Raw genomic sequence first — 13248 nt, 5'->3', positions numbered from 1 at the left:
CGCTGGTGTACCAGTTGTCTCGCCAGAGGCATCGCTGGGTAGCTATGTAGGGAAGGGATAAACGCTGAAAGCATCTAAGTGTGAAGCCCACCTCAAGATGAGATTTCCCATTTCTTTAAGAAAGTAAGATCCCTGAGAGAAGATCAGGTAGATAGGTCAGGAGTGGAAGTGCAGTGATGTACGGAGCGGACTGATACTAATCGATCGAGGACTTAACCAAAAAATTGATTCACGGTTGTTAGAATGTTTCTGATCCAGTTTTGAGTGAACGACGTTTACTCAATTAAATACTAGTGTGGTGGCGATAGCGAGAAGGATACACCTGTTCCCATGTCGAACACAGAAGTTAAGCTTCTTAGCGCCGATTGTAGTGAGGGGTTGCCCCTTGTGAGATTAGGACGTCGCCGCGCGTATTATTCCGGCATAGCTCAGTTGGTAGTAGCGCATGACTGTTAATCATGATGTCGTAGGTTCGAGTCCTACTGCCGGAGTTTCTCGAAAGAGAATAATTATAGAGTATTGGGCCTTTGTGCTCCTATCTTGGAGAGTTGTCCGAGTGGCCGAAGGAGCATGATTGGAAATCATGTAGGCGGGTATTCCTGTCTCAAGGGTTCGAATCCCTTACTCTCCGTAGCAATATTTTTTTATTGGCCCGTTGGTCAAGCGGTTAAGACACCGCCCTTTCACGGCGGTAACACGGGTTCGAGTCCCGTACGGGTCATTTAATTAAAGATATGGAGGTTTAGCTCAGCTGGGAGAGCATCTGCCTTACAAGCAGAGGGTCAGCGGTTCGATCCCGTTAACCTCCATTCGGTTCCGTGGTGTAGGGGTTAACATGCCTGCCTGTCACGCAGGAGATCGCGGGTTCAAATCCCGTCGGGACCGCCATTTAATTGAAAACTTTAAACTATTATATATGGCGCGGTAGCTCAGTTGGTAGAGCAACGGATTGAAGCTCCGTGTGTCGGCAGTTCGATTCTGTCCCGCGCCACCATGGAGGAGTAGCGAAGTGGCTAAACGCGACGGACTGTAAATCCGTTCCTTAGGGTTCAGTGGTTCGAATCCACTCTCCTCCATTTGTTTCAGGGGCATAGTTTAAAGGTAGAACAGCGGTCTCCAAAACCGTTAGTGTGGGTTCAATTCCTGCTGCCCCTGTTTTCATTATTAATATGGCGATCGTGGCGAAGTGGTTAACGCACCGGATTGTGGCTCCGGCACTCGTGGGTTCGATTCCCATCGTTCGCCCTTGTAATTATTGGGGTATAGCCAAGCGGTAAGGCAAGGGACTTTGACTCCCTCATGCGTTGGTTCGAATCCAGCTACCCCAGTTTTCTTAGAAAAGTTTCAGGAAACTCTCTTGAAAAATGCTTGTTCTAAGAAGAAAACAATAGTATAATGGCGGTATAGCCAAGTGGTAAGGCAGAGGTCTGCAAAACCTTCATCACCGGTTCAAATCCGGTTACCGCCTTAGTACTAGAATAGTTATTGACATGCCGGCGTGGCGGAATTGGCAGACGCGCTGGACTCAAAATCCAGTGCCCTCACGGGCGTGCCGGTTCGACCCCGGCCGCCGGTATAAAGAGCTAAGATGGTTATTTCATCTTAGTTTTTTATTTGAAATTGAATAGGGTAATGGCGGATGTGGCGAAGTGGTTAACGCATCGGATTGTGGCTCCGACACTCGTGGGTTCGATTCCCATCATTCGCCCTAATGAAGACTCAGCAGAAATCTGTTGAGTCTTTTTTTGATTCACAACTTGACTCTCCAACAATGTGAGGGTTTAAAATAGAAGTATTATTTCAAGAAAGAGTTCATTTCTGGAGGGACAAATGTTGAAGAAAATGCTGCTAGTTTTGGATGGTCAAACCGGGGTACTTGATAGAGGGATTCATAAGAAAAACCAAATAATTTCAAATATCAATTTACTTATCGATAAATTTGATACTATTCAACAACCAATCCTTTTTACCCGACACACGAATAAAACTTCATTAGTTGCTGAAACAGGTTCATGGGAGCTCGTTTCTACCATTAGATGCCCAGAAACCCCGATTTACTTTAATAAGAAAAGAAGCAATATTTTTGCGGAGGAGAATTTTATAGAATTATTAAAAAGGCTGAATATACAAACGATATACATATGTGGATTTGTTACAAATGGCTGTGTGCAGGCCGCTTGTCTAGAGAGTCAATCGAGAGGATTTGAAACGTTTCTATTAGAAGATGCTCATAGTACGTTTGTTAAGAATGCCGAAAAAGTAATTGATTCATGGAATCAAAAATTAGCTGAAGCGGGTATTGAAGTGTCGAAAACCCATGAAGCAATAGAACAATTGGCAAACGATTAGCAAAACTCAGTACTGCAAAAAAATAAATCAACAATGTCATTGACTTGAGACGTTCGACATTCACGAAGGCTTATTCTCCGGGTCTTCTTAATAATACAAACGGATATACTAGATTATAATGTGACAAAAATGCTTTCTTAGGCATAACTATTAATGAGTAGTGATCAACTAGTCAAAGGCGCATTATCGTTCCGAACGAAAATACTTAATCCCAATCCCGGCATATAGATGATCCCGAATAAAGCGATCCACCAAATGTATTCTTTGGCATAAGTCAGGAGCTGGTCATTGGCCCTGAGTAAACGGCAAGCCGTCGTGGTAAAGGTCAATACAAGAATATTTAAAATCAACCCAATTGCGATCAGCATTGTGATAGCTATTTCCAGCATGATAAAGGGATAGACGATATTGATGGCGCCTAATCCCATTTCGCCAACGCCTTGTCCAACGAAAATACCATTAACGATATTGTACAGGGACGAGACGACCATACCGATAACGGCAGGTATAGCAAAGCGGGCGAATTCTTTGCGGATGTTGGGAGTGACGTGTCGAGTTTTTGACATATGAAAACCTCTTAGATGACAATGCCAAACAAAAAAGGATAAGCGAATCCTTTTTCGTGATGATAAATCATCTTAAAAAAATTTCGCTTATCCGGTATTTCCGATTACCTCCGCGTTCACCTAAAGTTTAGCAACTTTGAATTTAAAAACGCTAATCAATTTTTATTTTGTAAATTTTTTCCACTGACTTAAGCGACGATTAATCAACCTTTAAAATTATACAATGGTCGAATGATTTCTTTTACTTCCATTGTTTCGTGCAGATCAGTCAGTATCTGTTTTTTTGATTTATACGCTTTAGGTGCTTCGTCTAGCGTTTTTTTAGAAACAGAGGTCGTCCAAACATGCCGCATCATATGCTGGTAGTTTTCTAGACTGATTGATGCTCTAGCTTGAGAGCGGCTCATTGTGCGACCAGCTCCATGGGGCCCGGATTGATTCCATTCGTCATTGCCTTTTCCGACACCAATAATAGAACCGTCCTTCATATTTAAAGGAATAATCATTTTCTCGTTTTTTCTAGCAGAAGCCGCCCCTTTACGTAAAATCATATGCTTCAAATCAATATAATTATGGGGACTGTCAAAGCTTCCAATAACCTGCTTTTCCCATTTCATTGCTTTTAAAATCGTCTGTGCCATGCTTTGACGATTAAGTGCCGCGTATTGCTGTGCAATCTGCATATCTGACAGGTAATTTTCCAAATCTTGATTTGACACATAAGATAAATCATAGGGAATTTTTAATTCTTCCCATTGACGATTCAAATCTGCTTTTTCATCAGGATCATTCGCTACCTTCGCTTGCTGCTTTAAATCTTGTCGCATTTTTGTCAGTTTTTGATAGGCGATTTCCTGATGGTATTCAGCAATCTCTTTGCCTAATACACGGCTGCCGCTGTGGATGACTAGATAAAAACCGTCACTGCCTTCATTGACCTCGATGAAATGATTGCCACCGCCTAATGTTCCTAAGCTTCGTAGGGCCCATCCGCGATGAATCGGCGCCTGAATGTTTTCTAAGGGAAAACTATATAAAGGCTTGCTGTGAGAATGGTGTCCACTGGGAATCCGATTACGAATTATTCTATCTAATTTATCGAAATTCAGTTTGACACCTTTTCTAAATTTAGTTACATTTAGTCCGCAGCCGATATCTACGCCGACAAGGTTGGGAACGACCTGATCCTTTATTGTCATCGTCGTCCCGATAACGCTGCTTGAGCCGCTGTGAGTATCTGGCATGATTCGAATTTTGGCATCTTGTGCGAATTTTTGATTGCATAGAGTCATGATTTGACCGACTGTACTGTCAGTTAAAATGTCGGTATAGACTGTTGCTGTATTGTATTTTCCTTTAATTGTTAACATATTGAATCCTCTCTTTGAGGAATCAATCGATCCCTCAGTTAATTTGTATTATTCTCTGATTTTCTTCTTTTTCCACTCATAGGAAACACCTCCATCAATGTTTTTGATTATTCATGTTTGTAGGGCGTTGATAACTCAACGGCAGGGAAGTTCACTTTTGTGCGCATATCATTCTGCTTGATATTTTGTCCTCAATATTTGTTGAAAAGCGACGATTAAACACTCATACTTTACAAACTGCAAAAAGCAGAACATACAAAAAAACTGCCAATCATCGGATTGACAGTTTCACAAATAGGCTTTATTTACGAATACAGAGAGTCTACGGATGAAGACTTTTTGTTCGAATAAAACGTATCAAACAAATCAATCGATTGTATTTGGTTTATTTTTATAGTCTTACTCATCTTGCTCTCTCCCTTCCTTAAATTCTTTTTCATCCTATCATTCTTAAATATCGAGTGTCAAGGCTGTTTAGTCTTACTCTTTAGGTTTCACCGGAATTAAAACTTCAAAAACTTGATCTTCGGGATGTTCCGAGGTTGTTTCATCCTGCCATAGCAATTCCCAGATATCACCGTTTAACTCCAAGTTATTCTCCTTCAGGTAATTTCTGAAGCGATTATTAAAAGTATTAATATGGTGAATCTCGTCCTTCATAAACCCAGAAACATAATCTCCAGCTGGTCGTTTAACAGCACGTTGCCGATCATAGATGTGCAAGCGCTCTTCAGGTATTTTTACGAGAGCTCGATAGGGAGCAGCATGAAAATTTTTCTCGTAAAAGGCGGAACCATCTACTAAAAAGCCAATCGGATAGCCACTGAATAAATCACTGCTGTCAACAGAGGAATAAAAACGTCCGTAAATCTGGGCAGCGTCAATATCATCGTAGCTTTCGATGATATCAGAAATGACGAAAGATTCCGCTTCGCGATAAGAATAAGTGATTGATTCTAAATCAAAGTTTTTTAATGTAGTATAGCGTTCAATGTAGCTATCCAGTGCGCTGCGAATCCCTCCTAATTTTTGGATTTGTTCATCAATCTTCTGTTTCTGTCGCATAAATCCATCAAGAACGTATTCCACATTCCGATTTTTTAAGAAGACATGTATATCCTCCAAAGAAACGTCGAGATTTTTTAATAAGAGAATAACGTCTAATTCAAAATATTGATCAATCACATAGTAGCGATAGCCGTTTTCACCGACCTTTGCCGGTTTGAAAAGGTCGATTTGATCGTAATAAATCAAAGTCCGGCGGCTAATGCCTGCATATTTTGCCATCTCGCTGATCGTTAAAAATTTTTTCATAACTAATCCTCATTTTTCGCTTGACTGTAACGTTACGTTACAGTTTATTCTATCATAGGAGAAGGAGGGAAAAAAGATGAAACTATTCAAAATCTTTTTCAAAGAATATCAAAGGATGTTCTTAGGCACCTTCATCTTAATGATTGTGCAAGCGGTCGGAACACTGATGATTCCTTACTATGTTGCTGAAATTATTGATGAAGGCATCTTAACTCAAGATCAAGGAGCGATTTGGCGAAATGGTGCATTTATGCTAGGAATTGCGGTCTTAACAGGGATTGTCTCGATTATTGCCAGCTATTATTCGGCAATTTTGGCTGGTCGTTTTGGTTACTTTTTGCGAAAACGTTTAGTAGATAAGACACAACGCTTATCAATGGCGGATATGGATGAGTTTGGAACGCCGACATTACTAGCTAGAACGACAAGTGATATTACGAATATCCAACAAATCATGATGATGGTCTTTCAAATGATCATCCCTGCACCGTTGATTTGTCTTGCTTCGATTGTGTTGACAGGAGCAATTTCCTGGCGCTTTGTCTGGATTCCGATTGTCTCGATTGTGCTATTTTCACTTGTTTCGTTAGCTGTTATTAAAAAGGCCATTCCTTTAGCGGATGTGATGCAGCAGCGAATGGATAAAATGATGCAGATTTTAAGAGAATTCTACACTGGTGTTCGAGTGATTCGCGCATTTAACAAGAATAATTTTGAAAAGAAACGCACGGATAAAACCTTCAGTAATTATGCAGAAGTCATGATTCGGGTCAATAAGCTGTTTGCTGTCTTGAATCCTACAGTCAATTTAGTAATGGGAGTAGGGATGACAGCTGTTCTGGCTTTTGGCGGCGTCATGGTGCTTCAAGGAAGTGTGCCAATTGGGAGCTTAACAGCTATCAGCGAATACACAATTTTAAGTCTCTGGTTCTTGACGATGGCGGCGATGGTAATTGTGATGATTCCAAAAGCATTGGCTTCGTTAGAGCGGATTGGCGAGGTATTAGATACACAAGAAGAAATCATTGATGGGTCAAAAACAGCTTTTGAGTTAAGAGAAAACCAGCCGATTGCTGTTTTTGATCAGGTTGATTTTGCCTATAGTGGAGCAGAAGAAGCCGTCTTGTCCAATATCACCTTTGATATCCCTAAAGGTGTGACCGCTATTGTCGGCGGTACTGGATCGGGTAAGAGTACGATTGCTAAGGCGCTGCTTCGGTTGAGAGATACGACGAAGGGGGAAATTCGTTTTCATGGGGAATCCATCAAAAATGTCACCCAAGAATCGTTGAGAGCACGAATCAGTTATGTTCCGCAAAAGGCTTTTCTATTCAGTGGTACGGTTAAGGACAATTTTCTTTTTGGAAATCCATATGCGACGGAAGAAGAAATGAAACAGGCGGCTAAAGTGGCGCAGGCGGAAGATTTTATTGCTGATTTAGATGGTCAATTCGATGCGTTTGTCGCACAAAAAGGCAACAACTTTTCAGGTGGTCAGAAGCAGCGGTTGAGTATTGCAAGAGCCTTAATTAAACCAGCTGATTTGTATTTCTTCGATGATAGTTTTTCAGCATTGGATTATCAAACGGATGCCAAACTGCGAAAGGCATTGAAAAGTTATCTAACTGAAGCTGCGATCGTGATTGTGGCTCAGCGTCTATCGACGATCAAAGATGCCGATCAGAATATCGTTTTGGAGGAAGGAAAGATTGTTGGTAAAGGCACCCACGAAGAATTGCTTCGTACCTGTCATGTTTACCAAGAATTTGCCAAGTCTCAAGGAATGGAGGGGATAAAACATGAGCATCAAGCAAGTTGATGAAAAAAAGGTAGAGACAGAAACACCGAAGGAATTTAAAAAAACCGGAATTCGTCTGTTTAAATTATTAATTGAGCAGAAAACGCGCTTTGCGGTCATTATTGCTTCGGCCATCTGTTTTGCTGCATTAATGGCTATTACGCCACTGATATTAGGCTGGGGATTAGACGCGATTATTACGTTAATTCGTACACAGCAAGTAACTATGGAAAATCTATTTGCTGCTCTGATACAGCCTGTAGTCTGGCTCTTCATAGCTTGGTGCGGCGTTTCACTGTTCTCCTTATTACAGGAGTATACGATGGCCAGCGTCGCGGAGACATTGACCTTGCGTTTAAGAACAAAGCTAACAGAAAAGCTGAATCATTTGCCTATGAAGTTCTTTGATCAATATAAGACTGGTGATATCTTAACGAGAGCGACACTTGATTTGGATAAGGTATCAGAAGTTTTACAGGTTGGTTTGATGCAAATGATTTCGGCAATTTTATCGATTGTAATCGGACTGGGAGTGATGATCTATTTAAGTCCGTTATTGACATTGGGTATTGTCATCATCTTATTAGTGAGTCTATTTCTTACAAACCGTTTAGCTCACAAAAATCAAGAGTATTTTTCCGAAAATCAAGCGGCTTTGGGCGCTGTAGGGACCAAGGCCGAAGAGAATTATTCAGGAAATTTACTGATCAAGGCCTACAATCGTCAGCAAGCAACAGCTGACGAGTTGGATAAATTGAATGAAGCACAGTTTCAAGCTTTTAAAAAGGCTCAGTTCGTAAGTTTCGCGATTAATCCGTTGATTCGATTGATTAATCAGTTAGGATTCGTTACTAGTGCCGTCGTGGGAGGGATCATGGTAATCAATGGTCAGCTATCCATTGGTTTAGTTCAAGCATATCTTCAATATGTGAATCAAGTTTCTGAGCCAATCACACAGGTCTCGTATGTAATCAACAGCCTGCAGAGTGCTTTTGCAGCATTAGAGCGTATTTTTGAGATTTTGGATCAGGAGGAAGAGGTTGAAGAAGTACTAAATCTTTCGGTTCCAGAAAATGTGCGTGGTGAAGTAGCCTTCAAACACGTGGCATTTGGTTATTCGCCTGACAAGCTGTTGATGGAAGATGTCAATTTTAAGGTGAAGCCGAAGCAAATGGTCGCAATCGTTGGCCCAACAGGCGCTGGAAAAACGACGATGATTAATCTGTTAATGCGCTTCTACGAACTAACCAATGGTCAAATCGAAGTAGACGGAAAGAATATTAGTCATTTCTCACGTGCGGAGATTCGTCAAAAATTCGGAATGGTTTTGCAAGATACATGGCTGTTTGAAGGAACGGTGGCAGATAATATCGCTTACGGGAAGCCGGATGCTACAAGACAAGAAATCGTTCAGGCAGCAAAAGATGCTCAATGTCACCACTTTATTCGCACATTGCCTAATGGTTATGACACGATCATTTCTCCCGATGGAACTCAGATTTCACAAGGACAACAACAGCTTTTAACAATTGCTCGGGCAATTTTGGCAGATCCGCAATTGCTAATCTTAGATGAGGCAACCTCAAGTGTAGACACACGAACAGAAGGGATGATTCAGCAGGCGATGGATCAGTTAACCACTGAACGAACCAGCTTTGTTATCGCCCATCGGTTATCCACGATTAAGAATGCCGATTTAATTTTAGTGATGAAAGATGGCTCGATTATCGAACAGGGAAATCACAGCAGTTTAATGAAAAAAGGCGATTTCTATGCAAATCTTTATAATAGTCAATTCGCCGGATAAGCTCAACGATCATCGTTGAGCTTGTTTTTTATAGATTTTAGAAAGATATGTGAGGAACCAAAAAATTACTAAGTTAGAAAATATTCTGAAAATTCATTGACTTTTAATCTTATGAAATGTATAGTATAAAAAAATGATTAAGAAACTATTAGAAAAATGAGGAGCCGATTTTTATGCGCAAGAGTAAATACAATAATTTTGATGGCATCGTCTTATTAATTATTGAGTCCAGGACTTAGAACGCGGAAGTAGTATCAACCGTTAGTTTGAGTCCTATTTGCGTTAGAAATGGGATTCTTGCAAGAGCATCCCATTTATTGATGGGATGCTCTTTTTGTCAGTTGTACTTTTCACAGGATATTTAGCGTAAGAGTAAAACTAATGATGGATAACAATTTATCAAGCAAAGAACTTAGTACAAAGATATGCGCATGAAAATAAGCTCATTTTTCTTGAGTTGGAAAAATGGGTTGGCTAAAAGCAGGGAGATGTGACTATGAGAAGTGATCAGATTAAAAAAGGAATTGATGCAGCACCCGCCAGAAGTTTATTATATGCGACTGGCCAAGTAAAAAATATCCATGACATGGATAAACCATTTATTGCTATTTGTAATTCTTATATCGATATTGTACCGGGGCACGTTCACCTGCGAGAACTAGCTGATGTAGCTAAAGAGGCCATTCGTGAAGCAGGAGGAATTCCTTTTGAATTTAACACGATTGGTGTAGACGACGGAATTGCAATGGGACATATCGGTATGCGCTACTCTTTACCAAGCCGTGAGCTGATTGCAGATGCAGCAGAAACAGTGATCAATGCTCATTGGTTCGATGGTGTGTTCTACATTCCTAACTGTGACAAGATTACACCAGGGATGATCATGGCCGCGATGCGAACAAACGTACCATCGATTTTCTGTTCTGGCGGTCCCATGAAAGCTGGAATTGATCCGAGAGGCCATCAAACGACACTATCTTCAATGTTTGAAGCTGTGGGTGCATATAAAGAAGGACAGATGACGGAAAAAGAGTTCTTGTTCATGGAACAAAATGCTTGTCCGACCTGTGGGTCTTGTGCAGGCATGTTTACCGCAAATTCTATGAACTGTTTATTGGAGATGTTAGGTTTGGCTTTACCCGGAAATGGAACTGTTCTAGCCGTTTCTGACGAGCGTCGTGAATTGGTTCGAGAATCAGCGAAGCATTTGATGAATTTGGTCAAAAAGCAAATCAAACCACGGGATATCGTAACCAAGGAAGCAATTGATGATGCCTTTGCCTTAGACATGGCGATGGGTGGTTCAACCAATACAGTCCTTCACACATTGGCCATCGCAAATGAAGCAGAAATCGATTACGATCAATCAGATATTAATGAGATTGCGAAAAGAGTTCCTTACTTATCTAAAATCGCTCCTTCTTCCAGCTATTCGATGCACGATGTTCACGAAGCAGGCGGTGTACCAGCAATCATTAATGAATTAGTCTCGATTGACGGTGCGATTCATTCAGATCGGATCACAGTCACTGGCAAAACTTTACGAGAGAATGTTGCTTCTGCCAAGATCATGAATGAAGAAGTGATTCATCCGAAAACAGCTCCTTACAGTTCAGTCGGAGGTCTTTCAATCCTCTATGGGAATATCGCGCCAGCAGGCAGTGTGATCAAGGTTGGCGGCGTTGATCCAAGTATCAAAGTATTTAAAGGAAAAGCGATTTGTTTTGCTTCTCACGACGAAGCGGTTGAAGCAATCGATAATCATACCGTTACTAAGGGACATGTCGTGGTCATTCGTTACGAAGGACCGAAGGGTGGGCCGGGGATGCCGGAAATGCTGGCACCAACATCAAGTATTGTTGGACGCGGCTTAGGAAAAGATGTTGCACTAATTACTGATGGACGCTTCTCTGGAGCAACGCGTGGAATTGCTGTAGGGCATATTTCACCAGAAGCTGCAGCAGGTGGACCGATCGCTTTAGTTCAAGATGGCGATGAAATCACGATTGATTTGACTGCCCGCACACTGAATGTGGCTGTATCGGAGGAAGAGTTGACTAAACGAAAAGAAAAATTACCAAAATTCCAACCAAAAGTCAAAAAAGGCTGGTTAGCTCGATACTCAGCAATGGTAACTTCAGCGCACACTGGCGGCGTTATGGAATTACCAGAAGAAGAATAAAGCGAATGCCATCATGATTATCACAGTTGCCAATGTGAAATAATCAAAAAAAGGAAGAAAGATAAGTTGAAAAAAGCTAGTGGAATGATATACGGCATGAACTTGAGACTTATTTTTCTGAAAGAAAAATAAATACATTAAAAGGAGGAATGGGGGTGGAAGAAATGAAACAAGAAGTAGAAGTTGAACACCTATATTCAGGAGCGGATTTATTAATCAAGTGTTTGGAAAATCAAGGAGTCGAATTGATTTTTGGCTATCCTGGAGGCTCCGTTTTACCCTTATATGACTCACTTTACGATGAACCGATTCCAAATATTCTCACACGTCATGAACAAGGTGCTGTCCACGCAGCGGAAGGATATGCCAAAGCTACAGGAAAACCAGGAGTAGTAATCGTTACCAGCGGACCAGGCGCAACCAATGTAGTGACTGGGATAGCGGATGCAATGATTGATTCTGTACCTTTAGTTGTCATTACAGGACAAGTAACGACGCCGGGAATCGGAAAAGATGCCTTCCAAGAAGCAGATATGTTAGGGATTACCGTACCAATAACCAAAAACAACTATCAAGTTCGGGATATTGAAGAGCTTCCACGAATCGTCAATGAAGCCTTCCACATTGCGACGACAGGTAGAAAAGGCCCAGTCTTAATCGACCTGCCAAAAGATATCACGACGTTAAAGGCAAATCCTAAGATTGATGAAGTTATTCATTTAGAAAGCTATCAGCCAACGGTGACACCATCAATTTTACAAATCGAACGTCTAATGAACTTATTGAAGAAAGCTGAGAAACCGATTGTATTAGTTGGCGGCGGTGTGGTAGCTGCCGATGGTGCCGAAGAATTACGGCAGTTTGTTGAAAAATATCGGTTACCTACTGTTTCTACTTTGCTAGGCTTAGGGCTGCTACCGCAGGATCATCCGTATTTCTTAGGAATGGGCGGAATGCATGGCACCTATGCAGCAAATATGGCGCTGATGGAGACGGATTTATTGATTAATATCGGCAGTCGCTTTGATGATCGTCTGGCCTGTTCGCCTGAAGCTTTCGCCCCACACGCGAAAGTTGCTCATATCGATGTTGATCCAGTTGAAATAGGCAAGATTATTCATACTGATATTCCAATTGTAGGGGATGCAAAAGTTGCTCTTCAACAAATGCTGTCAATTGAGATTCCTGCACCTGATTGTGAAGAGTGGCGCATGGTTTGTAAAGCGCGTCAACAAAGATATCCCTTAAAGTATGAATGGAATGAAAAAGTCATCAAGCCACAAGCTGTGATTGAGATTATCGGACGTATTACAGAAGGCAAATCCTATATTGTAACGGATGTTGGCCAACATCAAATGTGGGTAGCCCAGTTTTATCCTTTTCAATTTTCTAAACAATTGATTACTAGCGGCGGTTTGGGGACGATGGGGTACGGTATCCCAGCAGGTATTGGAACAAAATTCGGAAAACCAAATGATTCTGTGGTTGTGTTCGTTGGAGATGGCGGTTTCCAAATGACAAATCAAGAATTGGCAATTTTGAATCAAAATAATCTCGATATTAAGTTTGTTCTATTAAACAACCAATCACTTGGGATGGTTCGCCAATGGCAGGAGAAATTCTTCAATGAACGTCGCTCACAATCTGTTTTCCACGAGCAGCCAGATTTCATGAAAATGGCTGAGGCCTATGGAATTGGTAGTAAAAAAATTACTGATCCCACCACCTTAGAAAAGGATTTGCAAGAAGCGTTTGCCACTGCTGGACCAATGCTGATTGAAGTAATGATTTGCAACAAGGAGCATGTATTACCAATGATTCCGGCTGGCATGCCGAATGATCAGATGTTGGGAGTTGATTAA

General features: G+C 41.3%; 8 protein-coding genes, 13 tRNA genes and 2 rRNA genes (1 of these 23 cut by a window edge). 20 read left to right on the top strand and 3 right to left on the bottom strand.

What is annotated here, in order from left to right; all coding sequences use genetic code 11:
* The 16 genes from IGI52_RS04950 to IGI52_RS04875 all read left to right on the top strand — a co-directional run.
* A 23S ribosomal RNA gene (locus tag IGI52_RS04950) occupies positions 1 to 220 on the top strand (it extends 2692 nt beyond the left edge of the window).
* Between the two features lie 74 nt (positions 221 to 294).
* Positions 295 to 410 (top strand): 5S ribosomal RNA (rrf, locus tag IGI52_RS04945).
* 7 nt (positions 411 to 417) lie between these two features.
* A tRNA-Asn gene (locus IGI52_RS04940) sits at positions 418 to 491 on the top strand.
* Between the two features lie 51 nt (positions 492 to 542).
* A tRNA-Ser gene (locus IGI52_RS04935) sits at positions 543 to 631 on the top strand.
* Positions 632 to 649: 18 nt separating this feature from the next.
* Positions 650 to 721: transfer RNA gene (locus IGI52_RS04930), tRNA-Glu, on the top strand.
* Positions 722 to 736: 15 nt separating this feature from the next.
* A tRNA-Val gene (locus tag IGI52_RS04925) sits at positions 737 to 809 on the top strand.
* 3 nt (positions 810 to 812) lie between these two features.
* Positions 813 to 888: transfer RNA gene (locus IGI52_RS04920), tRNA-Asp, on the top strand.
* Between the two features lie 30 nt (positions 889 to 918).
* A tRNA-Phe gene (locus IGI52_RS04915) sits at positions 919 to 994 on the top strand.
* Between the two features lies 1 nt (position 995).
* A tRNA-Tyr gene (locus IGI52_RS04910) sits at positions 996 to 1076 on the top strand.
* An 8-nt stretch (positions 1077 to 1084) separates the two neighbouring features.
* Positions 1085 to 1155, top strand: a tRNA-Trp gene (locus tag IGI52_RS04905).
* Between the two features lie 17 nt (positions 1156 to 1172).
* Positions 1173 to 1245: transfer RNA gene (locus tag IGI52_RS04900), tRNA-His, on the top strand.
* Positions 1246 to 1256: 11 nt separating this feature from the next.
* A tRNA-Gln gene (locus tag IGI52_RS04895) sits at positions 1257 to 1328 on the top strand.
* A gap of 69 nt (positions 1329 to 1397) precedes the next feature.
* Positions 1398 to 1468: transfer RNA gene (locus IGI52_RS04890), tRNA-Cys, on the top strand.
* Between the two features lie 24 nt (positions 1469 to 1492).
* Positions 1493 to 1576: transfer RNA gene (locus tag IGI52_RS04885), tRNA-Leu, on the top strand.
* A 59-nt stretch (positions 1577 to 1635) separates the two neighbouring features.
* Positions 1636 to 1708: transfer RNA gene (locus IGI52_RS04880), tRNA-His, on the top strand.
* Positions 1709 to 1830: 122 nt separating this feature from the next.
* Positions 1831 to 2349 carry an isochorismatase family cysteine hydrolase gene (locus IGI52_RS04875; RefSeq protein WP_016179210.1) on the top strand — a complete coding sequence of 173 codons (519 nt, stop codon included), beginning with the start codon at positions 1831 to 1833 and terminating at the stop codon, positions 2347 to 2349.
* A gap of 164 nt (positions 2350 to 2513) precedes the next feature.
* Here IGI52_RS04875 and IGI52_RS04870 read toward each other — a convergent pair whose 3' ends face one another.
* The 3 genes from IGI52_RS04870 to IGI52_RS04860 all read right to left on the bottom strand — a co-directional run bounded on the left by IGI52_RS04870 (position 2514) and on the right by IGI52_RS04860 (position 5599).
* Positions 2514 to 2915, bottom strand: a complete 402-nt coding sequence (locus IGI52_RS04870; protein ID WP_438780622.1) for a hypothetical protein — start codon at positions 2913 to 2915, stop codon at positions 2514 to 2516.
* 203 nt (positions 2916 to 3118) lie between these two features.
* Entirely contained in the window at positions 3119 to 4285 is a 1167-nt protein-coding gene (locus IGI52_RS04865; protein ID WP_438780621.1) for an RtcB family protein, read from the bottom strand.
* A 480-nt stretch (positions 4286 to 4765) separates the two neighbouring features.
* Positions 4766 to 5599 carry a MerR family DNA-binding transcriptional regulator gene (locus tag IGI52_RS04860; protein ID WP_438780620.1) on the bottom strand — a complete coding sequence of 278 codons (834 nt, stop codon included), beginning with the start codon at positions 5597 to 5599 and terminating at the stop codon, positions 4766 to 4768.
* Between the two features lie 76 nt (positions 5600 to 5675).
* Here IGI52_RS04860 and IGI52_RS04855 point away from each other — a divergent pair, with 76 nt between their 5' ends.
* From IGI52_RS04855 to ilvB, 4 genes are all read left to right on the top strand, one after another.
* Entirely contained in the window at positions 5676 to 7418 is a 1743-nt protein-coding gene (locus IGI52_RS04855) for an ABC transporter ATP-binding protein (RefSeq protein ID WP_438780619.1), read from the top strand.
* A complete protein-coding gene (locus tag IGI52_RS04850) occupies positions 7399 to 9204 on the top strand; it encodes an ABC transporter ATP-binding protein (RefSeq protein ID WP_438780618.1) in 1806 nt (601 codons plus the stop codon). Before IGI52_RS04855 ends, IGI52_RS04850 begins: the two co-directional genes overlap by 20 nt.
* Positions 9205 to 9700: 496 nt before the next feature.
* The gene (gene ilvD / locus IGI52_RS04845; protein ID WP_438780617.1) at positions 9701 to 11386 is read left to right on the top strand and encodes a dihydroxy-acid dehydratase; all 1686 of its coding nucleotides are present in this window, start codon (positions 9701 to 9703) and stop codon (positions 11384 to 11386) included.
* A 164-nt stretch (positions 11387 to 11550) separates the two neighbouring features.
* Positions 11551 to 13248: a biosynthetic-type acetolactate synthase large subunit gene (gene ilvB / locus IGI52_RS04840; protein ID WP_311895278.1), complete on the top strand. Its 1698-nt coding sequence runs from the start codon at positions 11551 to 11553 to the stop codon at positions 13246 to 13248.

Source organism: Enterococcus sp. DIV0187 (assembly GCF_051713785.1).
In the GTDB taxonomy this organism is placed as follows: Bacteria; Bacillota; Bacilli; order Lactobacillales; family Enterococcaceae; genus Enterococcus_A; species Enterococcus_A avium.
This window is presented reverse-complemented; position numbering and strand designations above follow the sequence as displayed.